The 21,471-nt window shown below is 33.6% G+C and carries 14 protein-coding genes; 7 read left to right on the top strand and 7 right to left on the bottom strand.

Annotated elements, in window-relative coordinates:
* Window positions 1-52: 52 nt before the first annotated feature.
* The 6 genes from PQF96_RS12500 to PQF96_RS12475 all read right to left on the bottom strand — a co-directional run bounded on the left by PQF96_RS12500 (window position 53) and on the right by PQF96_RS12475 (window position 10,785).
* Window positions 53-799, bottom strand: a complete 747-nt coding sequence (locus PQF96_RS12500; protein ID WP_271766516.1) for an SGNH/GDSL hydrolase family protein — start codon at window positions 797-799, stop codon at window positions 53-55.
* Between the two features lie 2 nt (window positions 800-801).
* Window positions 802-3,234: a glycoside hydrolase family 2 TIM barrel-domain containing protein gene (locus tag PQF96_RS12495; protein ID WP_271766514.1), complete on the bottom strand. Its 2,433-nt coding sequence runs from the start codon at window positions 3,232-3,234 to the stop codon at window positions 802-804.
* 202 nt (window positions 3,235-3,436) lie between these two features.
* Complete coding sequence (locus PQF96_RS12490; protein WP_271766512.1) at window positions 3,437-4,822, bottom strand: c-type cytochrome domain-containing protein; 1,386 nt, start codon at window positions 4,820-4,822, stop codon at window positions 3,437-3,439.
* A gap of 57 nt (window positions 4,823-4,879) precedes the next feature.
* Entirely contained in the window at window positions 4,880-5,989 is a 1,110-nt protein-coding gene (locus PQF96_RS12485) for an NHL repeat-containing protein (RefSeq protein WP_271766510.1), read from the bottom strand.
* 80 nt (window positions 5,990-6,069) lie between these two features.
* Window positions 6,070-7,575 carry a DUF1501 domain-containing protein gene (locus PQF96_RS12480; protein ID WP_109436807.1) on the bottom strand — a complete coding sequence of 502 codons (1,506 nt, stop codon included), beginning with the start codon at window positions 7,573-7,575 and terminating at the stop codon, window positions 6,070-6,072.
* A gap of 3 nt (window positions 7,576-7,578) precedes the next feature.
* Window positions 7,579-10,785 carry a DUF1553 domain-containing protein gene (locus tag PQF96_RS12475; RefSeq protein WP_271766508.1) on the bottom strand — a complete coding sequence of 1,069 codons (3,207 nt, stop codon included), beginning with the start codon at window positions 10,783-10,785 and terminating at the stop codon, window positions 7,579-7,581.
* Between the two features lie 190 nt (window positions 10,786-10,975).
* Here PQF96_RS12475 and PQF96_RS12470 point away from each other — a divergent pair, with 190 nt between their 5' ends.
* Entirely contained in the window at window positions 10,976-11,845 is an 870-nt protein-coding gene (locus PQF96_RS12470; protein WP_109436809.1) for a helix-turn-helix domain-containing protein, read from the top strand.
* A gap of 53 nt (window positions 11,846-11,898) precedes the next feature.
* The gene (locus PQF96_RS12465; RefSeq protein WP_143915399.1) at window positions 11,899-12,807 is read left to right on the top strand and encodes a 3-keto-disaccharide hydrolase; all 909 of its coding nucleotides are present in this window, start codon (window positions 11,899-11,901) and stop codon (window positions 12,805-12,807) included.
* Between the two features lie 3 nt (window positions 12,808-12,810).
* On the opposite strand, the gene PQF96_RS12460 is transcribed toward PQF96_RS12465, so the two are convergent.
* Complete coding sequence (locus tag PQF96_RS12460) at window positions 12,811-13,992, bottom strand: helix-turn-helix domain-containing protein (RefSeq protein ID WP_109436811.1); 1,182 nt, start codon at window positions 13,990-13,992, stop codon at window positions 12,811-12,813.
* Between the two features lie 278 nt (window positions 13,993-14,270).
* Between PQF96_RS12460 and PQF96_RS12455 the strand changes: the two genes are divergently transcribed.
* From PQF96_RS12455 to PQF96_RS12435, 5 genes are read left to right on the top strand one after another with little or no spacing between them, the layout of a single operon-like run.
* Window positions 14,271-15,416 carry a glycoside hydrolase family 88/105 protein gene (locus PQF96_RS12455; RefSeq protein WP_271766506.1) on the top strand — a complete coding sequence of 382 codons (1,146 nt, stop codon included), beginning with the start codon at window positions 14,271-14,273 and terminating at the stop codon, window positions 15,414-15,416.
* 38 nt (window positions 15,417-15,454) lie between these two features.
* On the top strand, window positions 15,455-18,550 hold the full coding sequence (locus tag PQF96_RS12450; protein WP_271766504.1) for a DUF2264 domain-containing protein: 3,096 nt from the start codon (window positions 15,455-15,457) through the stop codon (window positions 18,548-18,550).
* 8 nt (window positions 18,551-18,558) lie between these two features.
* Window positions 18,559-19,404 (top strand): 5-dehydro-4-deoxy-D-glucuronate isomerase, encoded by an 846-nt coding sequence (kduI, locus tag PQF96_RS12445; protein WP_271766502.1) that lies wholly within the window; start codon window positions 18,559-18,561, stop codon window positions 19,402-19,404.
* 11 nt (window positions 19,405-19,415) lie between these two features.
* A complete protein-coding gene (locus PQF96_RS12440) occupies window positions 19,416-20,210 on the top strand; it encodes a gluconate 5-dehydrogenase (RefSeq protein WP_271766500.1) in 795 nt (264 codons plus the stop codon).
* 30 nt (window positions 20,211-20,240) lie between these two features.
* The gene (locus PQF96_RS12435) at window positions 20,241-21,470 is read left to right on the top strand and encodes a DUF4861 family protein (RefSeq protein WP_271766498.1); all 1,230 of its coding nucleotides are present in this window, start codon (window positions 20,241-20,243) and stop codon (window positions 21,468-21,470) included.
* Window position 21,471: the final 1 nt, after the last annotated feature.

The raw sequence follows: 21,471 nt of genomic DNA, 5'->3' as shown, positions 1-21,471 counted from the left end.
TAAAAATGTTGATTTATACTGTATCACAAATGATCAGAAATTACATTTCAATCTATAATAAAAACTTGAATATTGTATCTGCTATAATACGATAACCATTAGCATTAGGATGAATTGGGTCTTTATCATAGGCTTTATCTGCCTGCTTTAGTAATGGAGTATAAATATCTATTTTTTTAATCACAGCGGGATGATTGGTTTCTAGAATAATATCTTTAAACTTCTGAATTACTTCCTCATCATATCGTTCATAAGGGTTTTTCCAACTATACACATCTTCTTCTGATGAAGCAATTCTTCCATGTGCATTTGCCGCATCCAGGGCCAATGGTGGTGGTGTCATTAGTATTACATCTATCTCCTGCCCTTTCATGGTGTCCAAAAATAATATCAATCTATTGTTATAGGTCATAAAAAGCTCCTCTGAAGGAAGTCCATATATTCCACAATTCATTCCATAACAAAAAGTTACTATATCCGGTTTTGGTGATAATGTTAGCAAACTATCTAATCTATCAAATAAAAAAGGTCTTGGTCCTGGATGTCCTGTTTCAGTAAGATGGGTAATAGTTTCACTATTTTTTCCCCAGTTTAACAACGTCACTTTTTTTTCAGGAACACTATCATTCATATATTTTTGTAAATATTCTACATATCCATGTTCTCCCCCATAAGTAACACTATCTCCAATACAAGCAATTATTGTATTATTTTTTACTATTGGATCTTCTTTTTTTCCACAACTAGTTATTAGGATTCCTAGTCCTATTATAATTGCTTTTACAGTATTATTACTCATTATCAAAAAGTTATGCTTTGTATTATTTTGGTTTCAGAAAGTGTAGCTTTTAAAAATGCTTTGGAATGATTATCCTGCTTTTGAAGTATGATAACACATTTTCCATTATATAATTTTCTATAATTTGCTACAAAAGGCTCCAAACTTCTATTATTTCCATTACCTACTCCAATAATTTTTGCGTTTTCAACCTCAAAATTGATCAAATTCTCTGCGGTTGCTACAAAAATACCGTTTACATCAAGAGCAGTTACCTCTATATAGGTAACCTCACTACTATCTGTTACTTCTAGTTGTAAGCTATTGGTAGTACCAGCAGTTTTAATTTCCTCTTCAATTATCTTTCTACCATCGGTATATCCAATTGCCTTTACTGTACCGGGCTGATAAAGTACTTCCCAACTAAGCATATCCGCATTATCCGAATTATTAATCTTTTTCCCTTGGGAAACACCATTTACAAAAAGCTCTACTTCTTTAGTATTAGAAAATACATTTAGATTTATTTTTTCTCCTTCATGACCTTTCCAATTCCAATGTGGAAAAGTATGTATCATCGGTTTATCTGACCATTCTGATTGATAATAATAGTAGCCATCTTTTGGGAAACCCGCTAAATCAATCACTCCAAAACTAGAGGAACGTGCAGGCCAGGCATAAGGAATTGTTTCTCCTAAATAATCCCAACCTGTCCAGATAAAAGCCCCCATAACAAATGATCTATTTTTTACATCCTGCCAAGCTTGCATACCTCCTGCATAAAAGTTTCTACTCTTTAGGAATTTCTCAGTATCTGGATGCTCTATCGGCAAATCCAATTGTAATGCCTGATCTTTATTTTTAAAAGGATAGTACTCTCCTCTATTCGCTATCATTTGTGCAGAAGTATGTTCTGTTACAATCATTTTTCGGTTTGGAAAATCATCGTGTTCTTTATCATAATTTTTGCCTTTTGCATAATTATATCCTGGTACATCTATTTGAGCAACAGCAGGCTCATGAGGCCATTTATCCCATCCATATCCATTTACACCACAAGTAGCTGGGCGGTAATCATATTTATGAATAATATTTGATAATCGTTTGGCTATTGCAACCCCGGATTCATCGTGCATCTGATCAATTTCATTACCAATACTCCACATAAAAATACTAGGGTGATTACGATCACGTATCACAAAATCAGTCAAATCCTTATCACTATATTCTTTAAATAAATGGGCATAATAAGAGACAGGAATCCTTATTTTGTTTCCTTTTTCTCTAAATGTTTGTGGTTCTTTTGCTATTTCCCATTCATCAAATGCTTCGTTCATCACCAGCATTCCCATTTCATCACAAGTCTCTAAAAATTCTATATCAAAAGGATTATGAGCCGTACGAACAGCGTTAGCTCCCATCTCTTTTAATATTCTAATTTGACGCTCATAACTGGTTTTACGAGCTGCCGCACCCAAAGGACCCGCACCATGATGTAAACAAACGCCTTTTACTTTTAGTGGTTTATCATTAAGTACAAAACCGTCCTCAACAGTATATACCATACTACGAATACCTGCTTTTACTGTTTTGGTATCAATAATTATATCACCTTCTAATAATTCAACCTTAACAGTATACAAATTTGGTGAATTGACACCCCATAGTTTTGGAGTATTTAATATTAATTCAATCTTTTCTTTTTGCTCACTTTCTTGTTTTAATATAACCTCTTTTTGTTTCTTGGTTACTTCTACTCCCTCATCATCAATAATTGAAATTTTAAGTGTTACTTTTTCATCCGTTACTTTTGTGTTTTTTAATGACGTTTCAACGTTTATTATGGCACTATTTGAATTTACTTTTGGTGTAGTTACATAAGTTCCCCATGTAGGTATATATATATCATTTTTAGTAATTAGATATACGTCACGATAAATTCCATTACCAGAATACCAACGTGACCCTGGTTGCTCTGAATTATCCAATTTAACCGTGATTATATTTTCATTTTCACTAGAAATAAACGGTGTTAATTCATACTCAAATGCTGCATATCCAGAAGGACGTTTCCCTAAATAATGATTGTTAATCCATACTTCTGCATTGCGATAAGCACCTTCAAAATGAATAAATACCTTTTGATTTTCCCCGATTTCAGATAAATCTATATTCTTTCTGTAATATGAAATTCCCGCAGGAAGCCAAGCACCACGAGAAAATGAAGGGTTTTCTTGAGAAAAAGGTTTTGATATACTCCAATCATGTGGTAAGTCTACTGTCTCCCACCTAGAATCATCAAAATCAATTTCTTTTGCTTTTGGAATATCTTCTTGAACAAATTTCCAGTTGTCATTAATTTTTATAGTTTTAGCTATAGTAAACTGTGTATCCTGACACCCTATAAAAAGCCAAATCACCGAGCAGTAACTCAGCATCTTTACATAAAAATTCATAAGCCCTATTTTAATTGTTTAGCGATATTTTGATGTATCTATAAAAACTTCATTTCTAAGAATTAAATACTAAGAAACAGGCTATATCTTGTAAACTTCAAATATTATGAGTTTTTTTTACTTAAAATCATAAAAAGGTTTTCGTAAATATGCGATATAGCGATTGAATATAAAGATCAAAATCGGGCTTTCAATTTTTCTATTATAAGTTCACTGTTATATCGGTATCATTTGCTGCTTCATATGCCATTACATCTTCTTTTGTTATGCCTGTGTTCCAAACATACACTTTTTTTAATTTTGGAAATTTATCTAATTGTGTTAATGAAGACTTAGTGATTTCAGTACCAAATAGATTAAGGGATGTCAAATTTTTCAATTCTGGAAAAGATGATATTCCCTTATCTGTGATAGGGTTTCGTTCTAATTTTAATAATTGTAAATTCTCAAATCCTTTAAACACTTTTAACTCATTATCTGTGATATGATTCCCTCCGACAGAAAGCCATACAATGTTATTTTTTAAAGGTTGAAGCAAAGCTAATTTAGATGATAGTTCTTCTAAATTTTCTTTTTTGATTTTACCTGTTGGTAGAATCACATCAAACAAATTTGATTCTGCAACCAGTTCTCTCACTTTAAAACCTGCGTCAATTAAAGCTTTGACATCCTTTTCTGCCGGTGCAGGGACATTAGCCAAAGCCGCACTAGCTTTAGAATTAGCATCCAACCCTAACATTATAGCTGCGTTTTCTTTTATCTCTTCATTAGATTCTATAGCTCCAAATTTAGTTTCAAAATCACCTTGGGCTACTTCAATCCAATGCTCAACAATAGCAATTTCTTCTTTTGTCAAAGGAGTTTTACCCTCCGGAGGCATAAATTCTTTATCATGAGTATCTAGCAGTACTCTACGGATCATTTCAGACTTTGAAGCATCTCCTGCAACAAATGTCGCTCCAGTCTTTCCCCCTTTTAATATAGCTTCTTTACTAGCAAATGATAATTGCCCTTTTTTCTTTGATTCATTATGACAACTAGCGCATTTATTCTGCAAAATTGGATTTACCAAATGATCAAAAACAACAGCTTCTTCGAGTGAAGTTACTGCTACCAGATCTTCTTTCTTTTCCTTACCAAAAGGCATGTATGCCGTTAAATAATCAGATCCATGCGTCAAATTACCTCCGTAATGTCCGGTAACACTTAATAAAATCACAATCAATGTAAGGGTAGCCATATATGGTTTTCCTTGTTTTAAAGCTTTTATCTTCAGTTTTCCAGCACTAATTAACCAAGCTAAAAAGGCGATTATAGTTGTGATTACACCAAACCAAAAATGGGTATCTAATGCTCCTTCTTCATAATCACCACTAAGTGATAACATATATCCCAAAATACAGGCTACCAAAGCGCTAAGTGCTCCCAACAATAATGCTAATGGCACAGCAGCCGTAATATTATCATTTTTCTTCCAACGAGCAAAAACCTCTAGAATAAAAGCAAAAAAAAGGAATCCAATGGGTAAGTGTACAACTAGTGGGTGAAATCTACCGAAAAATAATATGATATCTGATACTTCGTTCATTTCGTAATTTATATTTTGGGTCATATTAGATCTTTAAAGACCTATACATCTAAATTATTATACTCTTTCTAATTTTATTGGTGGTGTTCTATGCGCATTCCACTGGCAGATATATAAATTTTTATCTTCATCAACAAATACGTCATGCCCATGATTAAAAGTTGGCTTTGGCGCTTGATACATTTGTTGTAAAACCCCATCTTTATATACAGGTGCTTCTCCTCCCGGGTTAGAAACTACTTTATTATTTCCATCCAAAATGGTCACAAATCCTGTATCTCGAACCCAATTTTTTCCTTTGCGCGTTGTTGACCAACATACTCCTGCATAGATATTGTCATCATCTAATACCGGTCGACATACAAAAGCACCAGGCATATGAACCGTTTTTATATATTTTCCATCTAACGTATACCACTTAAATGAATGTTCATTGCGAGAAGTACATACCAAAACTGGATTGTTTTTATCTCGATAATCAATCGCTACACCATGTGTCTGATTTAGATTATGCTCCTTATTTTCATTCTTCATTCCTCCGAATTTGCGAATGAACTCACCTTTATGACTAAACTGTAATACATAATTTGATCCATACCCATCAGCTATATAAACATCCCCATTGGGCCCAACACATGTTTCTGTTGGCATATATTTCATATCATGAGTATATACACCTATTGTCCTTGGATCTGGAAAAGTAAATATCAACTTTCCATCAATCTTAGTTTTATGTACAGTTCCTGCTTGTTCGAACCATACGCCGCCTTTATCTTGTCCCCAACCAGAATCACATATATAGAGTACATCTTCTCCTCCCTCATCATGCAAAGTAAGTCCGTGTCCACCCGGATATCTTGTTCCCCACGCATCTAGTAATTTTCCTGATTTATCAAAAACAAACATATTATTTGCTGTATGATCTCCAAGCATTAATAGACGGCCTTTTGAATCCATTTGCATTTCGTGGCAATTGAAAATAGGATTCTGACTAACGCTCATCTTTGCCCAATCTCGATGTATTTTATATTTATAATCACCATGCCCAATAATCTGACTATCGTCTGGAGCAATTCCTTTTATAATATTAAATCCAAAAGAAGGTACAGTAGAAATTGCTGTTCCTGCTAAAATCGTATTCTTTAAAAAACTTCTTCTTGAGCTCATGTATATTGTTTGTTTATTGTACTATTTATAGCTAATCATTAGCATTTAAATGGTATGTTCTTTTATAGATTTCTATTCATCTAAGAAAGAATATCTTTTACTACATGTCCATGTACATCTGTTAATCTAAAACGACGCCCCTGATGTTTGTAGATTAGACGTTCATGATCGATACCAAACAAGTGCATTAATGTTGCTTGAAAATCATGTGTATGCACAGGGTCTTTTACAACATTATAACTAAAATCATCGGTTTCTCCATATGTAAATCCAGGTTTTATACCCGCTCCAGCCATAAACATAGTAAAGGCTTTTGGATGGTGATCTCGACCATAATCAGTTGCGGTTAATTTTCCTTGAGAATATACTGTTCTCCCAAATTCTCCTCCCCAAATGATCAGAGTATCTTCAAACATTCCGCGCTGTTTTAAGTCTTTTATCAAAGCCGCATTTGCCTGATCTGTTTTTCTCGAATTCATCATTACCCCTCCTGGACATCCTAAATGCTGATCCCATCCCTGATGATATAACTGTACAAACTTTACATCTTTTTCTAGTAATTTTCTTCCCAACAAACAATTGGCTGCATAGGTCCCAGGATCACGACTATCTTCGCCATACATTTCAAAAATATACTCTGGTTCGTCGCTCATATCTGTAACCTCTGGTACTGATGTTTGCATACGAAATGCCATTTCATATTGTGACATTCTTGCATTAATCTCTGGATCACCATAAGAATCATTCTGAATATTATTTAGCTTACCCAGATAATCCAGCATATGACGACGATCATGCCCATCATAATTTTCTGGATCTGATAAGTATAATACTGGATCTTTTCCACTTCTGAATTGTACACCTTGATGCTCTGTTGGTAAAAAACCATTACCCCATAAACGAGAATATAATGGCTGTCCTCCTCCATTTTTTGAGACCAATGAAATAAAAGTAGGTAGATTCTCATTATCAGAACCTAAACCATAACTTAACCAGGAACCTATTGAAGGCCTACCTGGTTGCTGACTACCTGTTTGAAAAAAGGTAATTGCCGGATCATGATTGATCGCATCTGTTTGCATTGATTTAATAAAACAAATATCATCAACTACCTCTGATAAATACGGCATTGCTTCACTTACCCATGCACGTGATTCTCCATATTGTTTGAATTCTAATGTTGAAGCAGCGATCGGAAATGACGTCTGATCAGCGCTCATACCCGTAAGTCGTTGTCCTTTTCGAATTGAAGCAGGTAAATCTTTACCAAACATATCCTTTAATTTGGGCTTATAATCAAACAATTCTAATTGTGATGGTCCTCCACTTTGAAACAAATAAATTGCACGCTTAGCCTTTGGCATATGATGAGGTAAACCAAGACTGTTTCTACTAAACATCTCGAGGTCTGGTTTCCTATTATTTTTAACATTACTCCATGCTTTATCGGCATTGAGTAATGATCCAAAAGCAATAGCCCCTAATCCTAAAGAGGTTTTTGTTAAAAACTCTCTACGATCAAACATTTTTTCTACTTCCTGGAGGTCCTTATTATTTGACCTTAATTTGTCATGGTGATCACACATAGCTTATCTTTTTGTTATTGTAGCATCCGAATTCATAATCGTACTCGCAACCACAGCATTAGCTGCTATTAGTGCTTTATCGTCATTTTCTTCTATTCGGAATTCTCCGGAGTTTAACCACCCCTTCATTTTAGCTTCGTTGGAAGCAAACTTCTTATATTCATTATTTTTTAGTTCGAGTAGTAGGTCCAATTCTTGTTTTGTGGGTTTCCTACCAGTCAAACTTCTAAAAACATTCATAATTCCTTTTTTTGCATCAGCAGAATCAGTCATTTTCTTTCCCAGAACCCTGGCCGATTCTATGTACGTAGGGTCATTTAAAAGCACTAGCGCCTGTAGTGGAGTATTTGTTTCTTGTCTTCTAACTGTACATACATCTCTTGCGGGAGCATCAAAAGTGGCTAGTGTAGGATGTGGTACAGAACGTTTCCAAACGGTATACATGCTTCTGCGATATAATTTTTCTCCTGTATCTTCTTCATATGTCGCATTGTTCACTTTCCATAAACCTTCTGGTTGATATGGTTTTACACTTTCACCTCCTATTTCATTATTCAACAGACCACTTGCTGCTAATGCATTATCTCTTAACATTTCACCTGTCATGCGTTTTGCTGGTCCTCGCGCTAATAGTCTATTTTCTGGATCCATCATTCTTAATTCTTCAGAAACTCTTGAATCCTGACGATATGTGCGAGACATAACAATCATCTTGTTAAATGCTTTCATATCCCAATCTTTTTCCATAAAATGTGATGCTAAATAGTCTAATAACTCTGGATGACTTGGCATTTCTCCTTGATTTCCAAAATCTTCTGAAGTTTTCACTAACCCCATACCAAAGAAATGTTGCCACATACGATTTACTGTCACTCGAGAAGTTAAAGGGTGCTCTTTTTTAAATAACCATTGTGCAAATCCAAGACGGTTTTTTGGAGCACCCTCTACCATTGGAGGCAAAAATTCTGGAGTATTAGGATACACTTCTTCTGCTCGTGCATCATAAACTCCTCTTTCTAATACATATGCCTGTACTGGTTCTGATTCTTTCATAATCATAACCTCTTTTATAGGCTCTATACTATCAACATAGGCTTTTCTTACTTTAACAAGCTTTGTATATTGTTCTTTTATTGGACGAGCATGCATGATATAATGCTGCTGTAAAAGTTTTTTTTCAGATGCATCTAATGCTTCTGGAGCTTTTGCTAATAATGTATTCACTCCTGTATTCTCTGCTAACTGAAGCATTTCTATACCAGATAGTTCTCTGTTATATACATTGATATCATCTATGATTCCTCCGGCAATACCTTTTCCTCGTAATCGTGCTCCAAACTGAAGTGCAGGTTCTTTTTTTCTACCAAAAAGAATATCTTTATAGAGGTTATCATCAATAATTTCTGTTTCAAGTTCTTTTCCGTTTACATAAACTTTATATCCCGCAGCTTTACTTGATCCATCATATGTCACTGCAAAATGTGTCCATACTTCTTTAGGAATATCAATTTTAGTATGTTCCTTAATTGCATTATCAGGTCCGGTATGTGCCATTAATAATTCTAGCTTATTATTCACAATTTTTAAATGATATCCTCTCCAAGCATGTAGAATTGCTCCGTCGCTTTTATGAAAAATATTTCCGTCTGTCACTTCTTTAGGAATTTTTGCCCAAACTCCAACAGTGAATGGTTGATGACGACCAAAAACACCTACTTCTCTTAGGTCCAACCAGGTATCTCCATTAAACTGCACTCCTTTTCCTTTTCTAGCAGCGACCAAATCCACCGGTTGACCTTCAGTATACTCACGTTTCATTGTAGCTTTTTGTGATGGATTTATACTATTAGTCAAGGAATTATTATTTAAGTTATATGAGCCTATTAAGCCTTTTTTAGAAAGCTTTACCGAAGTATATTTTTTATTGGCAATCCACGTATCAATTTCTGGCGAGATTTCTTGTATTGTATTTTCTATATCAACTTCTGTTTCTTTAACCAGATTCTCCATATAAGTCAACATTTTCTCCTCTTCTTCATTAGTCCATAGCATGGTTGGAGTTGGCATTGCATCATTCCATGAAATTTGACCAGATTCATTTACATTATTAAAAAAAGTGGTCATTTCATAATAGTTTTTTTGGGAAACAGGATCATATTTATGATCGTGACATTTTGCACAAGCTACAGTAAGCCCCATTAAGGCCTGTCCTGTTGTAGTTGCTCTATCCCCAGCATATTCGATAAGAAACTCTTCATTTACAATACCTCCTTCCATATTTTGAGGATGAATACGATTAAAAGCTGTTGCTAACTTCATCTCACGTGTAGGATTCTCCATTAAATCTCCTGCAAGCTGCCATGTTACGAATTCATCATAAGGTTGATTTTTATTAAATGCATCAATTACCCAATCACGCCAGGGAGACATATCTCTATACCGATCTACACTATATCCATGAGTATCAGCAAAACGAGCTACATCCATCCATTCTAGAGCCATTTGTTCTCCATATCGTTTTGAGGCAAGCAAACGATCGACTTGTTTTTCATAAGCATCTTCGCTTTTATCAACTAAAAAATCATCTATCTCTTTTACTGTTGGCGGCATTCCTGTAAGGTCAAATGATAAACGACGTAATATAATTTCTTTATCTGCTTCGGGAGCAAATGTTAATTTCTGATCTTCTAAAACCGAAAGAATATAATTATCAATAGGATTTTGGATTAATCCTTTCTTTTTTACTTTGGGAGGTGTCGTTTTTTGAATTGGAATAAATGCCCAATGATCTTTATATTCTGCTCCATCTTCAATCCATTTAATCAAAATCGCTTTTTCTCGTTCTGTAAGACTCAAATGCGACTCTGGTGTTGGCATTATTTCTTTTGGATCTTCTGTCATGATTCTTCTAAACATTTCAGAGTTCTTAAGATTACCTGGATCAATAGCAAACTTACCTGGAGTCTCTGGTAGTTCTGCATATGCCGTTTCTGAACTATGAAGTTGCAGACCAGCAGATATTTTTGCTTTATCCGGACCATGACACAAAAAACACTTATCCGATAATACAGGTTTTACATGTTGATTAAAATCTAATTTTTCTGGAAGTTGCTGATATTCGATCTCAACCAATTCTGGCAAATCAGGACCTCCACAAGAAATAATAACAACAGTAAATAAGAATAGGGGTATACTTTTAAAAAACGACATTAAAATTATAATTTTTTATACACTTCCAAATTTAAAAGTTAAGTTCAACAAATCTTTGCTCAAAAAAGACTATACAATGTACATTTCCGACATAATTATATAAAAAGCTATATTTTTTTACAACAAAAACGACTTTTATCAGAAAATTCTTTATTTTTCCCTGTATATTACGGTTGATGAAATTTATTTAATGCATAAAGTCTTACAATCTTTACAACTTTCTTTACTCAATGTTGGTTATGCACATCTGGACAAACATTGGAATTATGATAATGTAGTAAGTCCATTTACCAGAATGTACTATATTTCTAAAGGTTCTGCCAAGGTATATCACAATGATCAGACTTTTGATTTAAAACCGGGGTATATGTATTTAATACCTAGTTTTACTTATAGTAGATATAAGTGTGATGAATATCATGAACAATATTATATAAGTTTCTTTGAGGAGATAAAAAATGGATTATCCATTTTTAATTTAAAATCCTTCGTCTATGAACTCAAAGCTAAAGACACTGATATTGCCTATTTTAAACGTTTACTAGAAATTAATCCTAATCGTGCATTAGTCAATGATGATCCCGAGGTTTATGATAACAGACCTACTTTACAAACCTTTAAAAAGAAAAACGAAAAACTATCATCTGCTTTTTACCTTGAAACTAATGGATTGCTGCGTATTCTTCTATCAAAATTTATTAAAGATCATAATCGTCTGGTTATAAAAAATACTACTCGTAATAATTTAAGTCAAGTATTAAGTCATATCAGTGAAAATCTAGACAAAGAACTTACCATAAACGAACTAGCTTCATACTGTCATTTAAGTACAGATTATTTTTCCCGAATATTCAAACAAAAGTTTGGTATGAGACCAAATAAATATATCCAATCAAAAAGAGTCGAAAGAGCTCAATTGCTATTGCTTACTACAGATAATTCTTTAAAGCAAATTGCCGAAAAAGTTGGTTTAGAAAATCTATCATATTTCTCCAGGGTTTTTAAAAGTTTTACAGGAAAAACTCCTGGAAATTTTCGCAAGGAAGAATTGAATGTATAGATGCAAAATCAATAAAAATATATAAACACCAATATGTAAATAATTCATTCAAAATGTTCAAATATATACTCCTTTCGATATTAATACTATCTGTTTTAAATTCATGTACATCTGCCAAATCAGAAAAAGATATCAATACAGAGGAATGGATTTCTCTTTTTAACGGTAAAGATCTTTCTGGATGGGATATAAAAATTTCTGGTTACGAATTAAATGACAATTATAAAGAAACTTTTATAGTTCAGGATAGTATGATTCGAATTCGATATGACAATTATGAAACATTTGATGATGCTTTTGGCCATTTATATTACAAAACACCTTTTTCTTATTATAAATTAAGCTTTGATTATCGGTTTACAGGAGAACAATTAAAAGGTGGTGTACATTGGAATATAAGGAACAGCGGTGTGATGCTACATTCGCAATCTGCAGAAAGTAATGAACTCCAACAAGATTTTCCTATTTCGATAGAACTACAAACCTTAGGAGGGTTAAATAAAGGAGAGCGCACGACAGCTAATGTTTGTACTCCGGGAACCGCAGTAGAAATTAACAGCACTGTTGATTATACCCATTGTATAAACTCTACCTCTAAAACCTATCATGGTGATCAATGGGTACACATTGATGCAATAATTATGGGTGGCGAGTATATGGAATTTATGGTAAATGGTGATTCTGTCCTAAAATTCACAAAACCACAAATAACAGGTGGAAAATACAGTGCTAATAGTTCTGAAACGAATTTAGGAAATTTCGGAATCCAAAGAGATCTAGACTACTGGATGTCAAAAGCAGGTACCATATTAACAGAAGGTTACATCGCATTGCAAGCAGAAAGTCACCCCATAGATTTTAAAAACATTAAATTACTGGATTTGTGTGGTTGCATGGATATTAAAGCAAAAAATTATAAAAGCTATTTTGTAAAAAACAAACCAAAAGCATGCATTTACTAGGTATTAATTTTCTGTATTAAAACTAGTATCATCTATAGCTATTAGTTCCAAATTGAGATTTGTTCTTTCTTTACCTGTTACATTAAAAAGTGCGGTAAAAGTATCTAAATCCTTCATATACTCTTTTTTAAATTGTTCTACCTTTTGGGGATCACAAAAAAGTTCTACTGTTGCAATTACCCCTATATCATGATCAGAGAAAAACAAAAACTGTTCTGTACCATCCACTCCTTTTAACCGAGAGACAATAGCATATTCAGAAGCTAATCCTTCAATGTCAAGATTAAATATGGTATCTCTGTTTTTAATACGATTTTTATACTTAAGTTTTCTACCTTGAATAGAGAAATGCGCATTTTGTTCGTTAAAATATTGAATAAACTTATTATTATTCTTTGTAGGACCTATATATACAGAATTATGTTCCTTAATATCATCATAGGTTGATTTGGTAGAAAATCGAATAGAAAAATCTCTACCATTACTTTCAAAAAGTTTAGTTAAATGATATACAGCAATAGATCCCATACCCGTTACATATGAGTAATTTGCAGGAAATACATTATCTCTAAACTCAGAGTTCTTTTTTTGTAGTTCATAAAAATCATCTAATGAATTGATTTCATAATCTCTATTCCAGCCTATTCTTCCTGTTTTGGTTTTTGCCATAAATCCAAAGAAATCTCCAACAACCAAAGTGGTTTCTTTTCCATTTGTTAAAAATGAATTCCATAATGCAACTGGTTTTTTATATAACAAATTAGATACAACAAATACTAGTGTTACAAATAATGAGATAGAAGTAAATCCAAGTATTTTATAATACTTCTTGTAATTTTTCTCCTCGGATTTAAATGTAGTGTTCTGAATAAATGAAGTATAATATTGTCCCTTATCTATTACTATTTTCCATGGTTCATCTTTTCCTTCTGTCTGATAATACTTTTCTAATTTTTTTCTCAGGTTATAGATATTCACTCGAATACTGGAAGAATTATTTTGTTCAAGAAATTGTTTCCCAAAAATTTCGATTCCGATTGTTGTTTCTTTCAATTGTTTTTTGGACAATGTTGCTTCTACAAGAAAACGAAGCAAATTTGTACTTGTAGGAGACTTAGAAAAACCCTTACTACTAAGAATACATTCGAGTATTCTTTTTTTCTCATCATCTAAGAGATCTTTCATCACTACAAAATTTTATCATCCAAAAATAGTAAGATTTAACCGTTACAAATACCGTTAATTGAAGGTTAAATATAACTATTATTATGACTTTTAAGTAATTTGGCTAAGAATCTTATAGCATTTTTCTAAAAAGATTAAGAAATCCATTAAGGATAAGATTGTTGTATAATCCGAAGCTAATTGCAACAAAAATGAAAGGAATCATCAAAGCTTTTTTGTTCCTTCTATACATCAATATAACACCAATAATTTTAAACTATAACGAATATCAAAATTTCATGAAAAACTATTTAGTCAAAACATTATCAGGTACTATCTGCCTTTTACTTTTTAGTTTTTGTACAACTACTCATCTATCTGCAAACACCAAAGATTGTATAGAAAAAAGAAGTTCAATAGATCAAAACCAAGTGCTTCAACTCATGAAGAAAGTAGCAGATTGGCAACTAGCTAATCCAACAGGTAAAGGATTAAACACTTGGGATTATGCTCCATTTTATATTGGATTAATGCAATTATATACAATAAGCAAAGATGAAAAATACCTCAATGCGATTGTAGAAATGGGAGATAGCGTGAATTGGACTCCAAGAGCACGACCATATGATGCGAATGTATATGCAATTACACAGGTCTTCTACGAACTTTATGAAATAAAAGAAGATAAACATATAATTGATCGATCAAATTTTATGTTAGAAATGCCTTTAAGAAGAAGACTTGAAAATGATGTCACATTCGATGGAAATAAATACTGGTGGGAATGGTGGAGTTGGTGTGATTCTCTATTTATGGCTCCTCCAGCATATGCAAGAGCTGCAGCAGTTTTAAATAACCCTGAGTACCTGAACTTTATGACAGAAAGATGGTGGGACACATCAGATTATTTATATGATAAAAAAGAGCATTTATACTTTAGAGATGACCGTTTTTTTAATAAAAAATCAAAAAACGGATCTAAAATATATTGGTCTCGCGGTAATGGATGGGTTATCGGAGGATTAACCAGAGTATTGGATTATATGCCAAAAAATCATCCTGAACGTAAAAAATTCGAACAACAATTCATCGAAATGTGTACCCGTCTGAGTGCAATACAAACCGAAGGAGGATATTGGGGTCAAAGCCTTCTAGATACTAAATTTTACCCACAGAAAGAATCCAGTGGTACTGCATTTTTTATACATGGAATGGCCTGGGGAGTCAATAATGGATTATTACCAAAAGATCAATTCATGCCTATAATTAAAAAGGGGTGGGATTTTTTGACTGAGGCAATACACACTGATGGGGCATTTGGATATGTACAAGAAGTAGGAGATTCTCCTACAGACGTGAGTTTTGATGATTCAGAATCTTATGGAAGTGGAGCTTTTCTCCTTGCAGCTGCCGAAATCTATAAACTCATCAATACTAAATATTAATGATGTTCTGCTCAGAAATGAAAGTAAATACAACAAATATGAAAAAAAATACAACAAAGATAATTCTCAAAATAACCTTCATTTTATTTATCTGTTTTTGCTTTGTTAGTAATGCCCAAATAATAGATTCAAATCATCAACAAGAGATAACTCCAACATCAGTATACAAGCAAATGCAACGAGTTGCTGATTGGCAAATCATACATTTTCGTGAGAAATACAGTGGAAGGGATAAACCTCATCATATTGCTGATTGGACAAATGGAGCGCTCTATGTGGGTATGACCAAATTTGCCAAAATGGCTAAGGATGATCGATATTGGAAATGGTTAAAAGAAATTGGCACAACACAAAAATGGCAATTACACTGGAGAAAATATATGGCTGATGATCATGTTGTAGGTCAAATGTTTTTGGAATCCTTCAAAAAGTTTAAAGATTCCACTATGATAATCCCTACAAAAGAACGTTTAGACTGGATCATGCAAAACCCAAGTCAGCAACCTATTACTTTAGATAACTATAAACATCTAGAGCGATGGACCTGGTGTGATGCCCTATTTATGGGACCTCCTGTTTGGGCTAAACTCGCAAAAATCACAGGTGAACAAAAATATACAGATTGGATGCTTAAAGAGTATGAGGTTACCAGACAACATCTTTTTGACAAAGAAGATCATTTATTTTATCGAGACAATAGCTTTATTGATAAACTTGATCATGATAACAAGATATTTTGGTCAAGAGGCAACGGATGGGTGTTTGGTGGTTTAACACTGTTAATGGATGAATATGAACCTGGTTCTAAACCCTATGAATACTTTAAGGAAATTTACCTGAAAATGGCAAAAAAGCTCATTCAGATTCAGACGCCACAAGGCCACTGGTCCATGAGTTTACTTAATCAAAAATACTACCCCACTCCTGAGACCAGCGGGACATCATTTTTTACATTTGGACTTGCATGGGGTGTAAATCACGGTGTATTGGATAGGGCAACCTACGAACCGCATATTAAAAAAGCATGGAATGCATTAAACAGTCATATTACCCCCGAGGGTATGCTAGGTTATGTACAACCTATAGGAGCTGGTCCCGATAAATCATTTAAAGATCAAACTGAAGTGTATGGTACCGGAGCTTTTCTTGCTGCAGGTTCTGAGGTGTACACCATGTATGGTGGACAACAAATATACCAGATTTCAAATCCTGATTATATAAAAAGTCCAAAAACGGGAATGACTAGAGAACATTGGTTAGATATGGCACAATATATTTTAGAAGGTGCTTTTTCATATGTAAACGATATCGATGATCCTCTTAAGTTTCCAAAATTAGGGGATGTATCTTATCCAAGAGGTGATTGGCAAATACCGGTAGAAAAATTAGAAGGTTTATGTAGAACACTTTTTGTTGCTGCTCCTTTATTAAAAGAAAATCCAGACTTAACCATTAATAACATCAAAATTGCAGATTATTATCGTCATAACATATTAAACCTAATTGATGAAAACCACCCCTCATTTATAAAAGACAAGGAAAAAGATTGGCCAGGACAAACCTTAGTTGAGTTTGGTGCATTGGCCATTTCATTTTTTACTATCCCCGAAGTCGTTTGGGAGCCACTCACACAAGAGCAAAAAGATATTTTAGCTCGTAAAATGATTAGTTACGGGGATGGAGCAACCGTACCTTCTAACTGGAAATTTTTTAACATTTTTGTTCTCAGTTTTTTTAAAAGTCAAGGCTATGATGTTAATGAAAAATTATTAGTTGACTATCTCAATAAGAGTTTAAATCATTATCGCGGAGATGGCTGGTACAATGATAATCCCGCGTATGATTATTATAGTATGTGGGCGTTTCAGATGTATGCAGCCTATTGGTCTGAAGTATTTGGCAATAAATACTATCCAGAAATTGCTAAAAAATTCAAAACAAATTTTCTAGATATAAAAGATAGCTATCCTTATATGTTTAGTAAAGATGGTAAAATGATTATGTGGGGACGAAGTATAAGTTATCGCATCGCATCTATAAGTCCTTTTCCATTTTTAGGGTTCTATCCAGAAGAAACTAAAGGTATAAATTGGGGATGGATGCGACGTATTTCTTCTGGAGTATTATCTCAATTTTTACAACATCCCAAGTTTTTAAAAGATGGTGTCCCAACATTAGGGTTTTATGGAGAATTTGACCCTGCTACTCAATATTACAGTTGTCGAGGAAGTGTATACTGGATGGGAAAAGCCTTTCTTAGTTTACTATTACCTAAAGATAATGAGTTTTGGAATGCTACAGAAAACGATGGTGCATGGGATAACAAATTAACCAAAGGAAAGGCATATAACAAGTTTTTCAAAACTTCAGAAATTATGTTAACAAATTATCCCGATATCGGAGCTACAGAAATCCGAGCCTGGTGTAATGTTCCCATTACTGGAGTTAAAGAGCCTTTCCGCGGAAGCGAAAATTATAATAAACTAGCGTATAATAGTGCTTTTCCATGGCAAGCTGATGATCCTAGCGGTATTGTATCAATGAATTATATGTTTAAGACCGAAGTGGATACTATCCCATATGAACCTGGAAGGTTATATACTTTTAAAAAGTTTAAAAATGGTGTTTACTATCGAGATTTAAAATCTGAAATCATTGAGGACGTTCTGATTAACCTGGTAGATATTCCCTTGAAAAATGGAATTTTACGAGTAGATAAAATCAATGCCAAAAAACCTTTGGATTTTATTTTAGGGCATTATAGTCTACCCCATATTAATGGATATATTAAAAAATCAGTTCAAAAGATAAAAAACAAAGAGATTCAGATTATTGATAACGGTCAATATCAGCTCGCTGTAATTCCAATAAAAGGATGGGATGTTGTAACTACCAAAACTACTTCTGGTTTACATCCAGAAGCAAAAGAAAGCACAGTAATCAACGCCAGAGCAAAGTATAAACCTAGTCAAAAAGATAATACCTATATCACCATAATGCTATGGAAAAAGTCGGGAACACCTTTTACCATCGAAGAATTATCTTTTATCAAAAAAATAGAATCAGAAAAAAACAATAAGCAAATAATTATCATGAAAAATGATAATTCTAAACATATCATTTCATTCGAATAAAAAATATTATGAATAATACAATATATGAAACCAGATACGCTAACGGACCTGCATCTGTAAAGCATTATGATACCAAAGCATTACGTGATGAGTTTTTGATACATAATCTCATGCAATCAGATACTATTATTTGGGTATACACTCATTATGATCGCTATATGGCTGGTTCTGCCGTACCTATAAAGAAAAGCTTAACACTGGAAGCAATCGATCCTTTAAAAGCTAAAAATTTCCTGGATCGAAGAGAACTTGGAGCCATCAATGTAGGAGGGCCAGGATCTATAAATGTAGATGGAACTACCTATTCACTAGGGTATAAAGACGCACTATATATTGGAAAGGACAGTAAAAATGTAGTTTTTAATAGTGATGACGCTAATAATCCGGCTAGGTTTTATCTAAACTCAGCTCCTGCACATCATGCATTTCCTACCAAATCCGTAACTAAGGAACAAGCTAAAAAGTTAGAACTTGGAGCGATGGAAACTGCTAATGCAAGAACAGTATACCAAATGATCCTTAGCGGAGTGGTAGAAACTTGCCAGTTACAAATGGGAATGACAGAGCTTAAACCAGGTAGTGTATGGAATACTATGCCTGCCCATGTTCATGATCGTAGAATGGAAATCTATTTTTATTTTGAAATCCCCGAAGAACAGGCTGTTTGTCACTTTATGGGACCTGTAAATGAAACACGACACATTTGGATGCAAAATCATCAGGCTGTAATTTCTCCGCCATGGTCTATTCATTCTGGATCCGGAACAAGTAACTATACCTTTATTTGGGGGATGGCAGGTGAAAATCTGGACTATAGCGATATGGATACTGCAAAAATTACAGAGCTAAAATAATCACTCTTATCATGACAAATTCATTATTTGATATTTCAGGAAAAATAGCATTAGTCACAGGAAGCACACACGGACTAGGAATGGCTATGGCAAAGGGATTAGGTCAAGCCGGAGCCACTATAATAGTAAACGGGAATTCATCCCAGGAAAAAATCGATAACGCCGTAACTGAGTATAAAAATGAAGGGATACATGCTATTGGATACAAATTTGATGTTTCTAATGAACAAGAAGTTATCTCTGCCATTAAAAAAATTGAAACCGAAATAGGCTACATTGATATTTTAATTAATAATGCCGGAATTATAAAACGAACTCCATTAATTGACATGGAAGTAGATGACTTTAAACAAGTCATTAATATTGATCTTGTTAGCCCTTTTATTGTTTCTAAACATGTAGTTAGAGGAATGATAGAAAGAAAACAAGGAAAAATTATCAATATCTGTTCTATGATGACAGAATTAGGCCGAAATACAGTTGGCGCATATGCTGCAGCAAAAGGTGGACTAAAAATGTTAACCAAAAATATGGCTACAGAATGGGCCAAATACAATATCCAGGTTAATGGTATTGGTCCTGGATATTTTGCTACCTCTCAAACTGCTCCTATACGTGTAGATGGTCATCCTTTCAATGATTTCATAGTAGGTAGAACTCCGGCAGCAAAATGGGGTGATCCAAGTGACCTTGCAGGAGCAGCTATTTTCCTATCCTCAAAAGCAAGCGACTTTGTAAATGGCCATATTTTATATGTTGATGGTGGGATCTTAGCAACCATAGGTAAACCTTCTAATGAAGATTAATTTACAATCACGATCAAATAAATTTTGTAGATGAAACTATATATTCTTATTTCTTTGACCACCTTATTCACCATATCTGGATGCAGCCCTTCTTCAAAAAATGTGATCACTATTGAGAACACATTAAACATAGAACGTATAGATGAATTAGTGCGTATTCCGATAGCTAAGTTTGACACTCATATTCTAGACATCAAAGATGAATCTATACTTGCTATTTATAACCAAAATAAGGAATTTATTCCATTTCAATTAGAAGATATTGATAATGATAAGAAATGGGATCAATTAATTTTTGTTACTGATTTTAAGCCAAAAGAGATTAAAAAAATATACTTTGATGTTATAGAAAGAGAAAAGACTCCCATAGTATCTAAAGCTACAGACATACATTTTGGAGTTGGCTCAAACCCAAGAGACGTTACAGAAGTAGAAAATTATAAACGTAATGGAGATCCCAGAAATGCAGCAGACAAAAAATTCTTTCAAATGGAAGGGCCAGCCTGGGAAAATGATAAAGTTGGGTTTCGTATGTATTTTGACCCAAGAAATGGGATTGATATTTTTGGTAAAACAACAGAGGATTTAGTTTTATCTCAAGTTGGAATTAATGGAGACTATCATACTAAAGAAACTTGGGGAATGGATATCCTTAAAGTTAGTAATTCTCTCGGGGCAGGATCTATTGCCATACAATTAAATGATTCATTGTATAGAATAACAGGTAAAAATGGTGCTAGGTATAAAGTTATAGGAGAAGGTCCTATTAAAGCTTCTTTTGAAATGAATTATATCAATGATACTATTCATGGAATTCCTATACAGTTACACCATAAGATTTCGATTTATAAGGGACAATGGTATTATAAAAGTGAAGTTTCTTTATCAGGAATAACTCAAGAAATGAAACTGGTTGCAGGGATCGTAAATTTAAAACCAAATCAACTATATATCAAAGAACGTAATAGCCTGTTCAGTCTATATTCTCATGGTAAACAATCTGAAAACGGAGATCACCTTGGCATGGCGTTACTATTAAATAAAGATCTTTACCATACTCATAAGACTATTGCTAAAAAAGAAAATGGAATTACAAATACTCATTATGTAGTTTTTAATACTGAAAACAATACTACTATCCCTTTCTATTTCTTATCAGGTTGGGAAGCATCAAGTCAAGAATTCGCAAAACCAGAAGGTTTTACACAAAAGATAGCAGAGACCTTAGACCAACTTTCCCATCCCATAATCATAAAATAAG

The sequence above is a fragment of the Aquimarina algiphila genome (assembly GCF_947494415.1).
GTDB classification, from domain to species: Bacteria; Bacteroidota; Bacteroidia; order Flavobacteriales; family Flavobacteriaceae; genus Aquimarina; species Aquimarina algiphila.
This window is presented reverse-complemented; position numbering and strand designations above follow the sequence as displayed.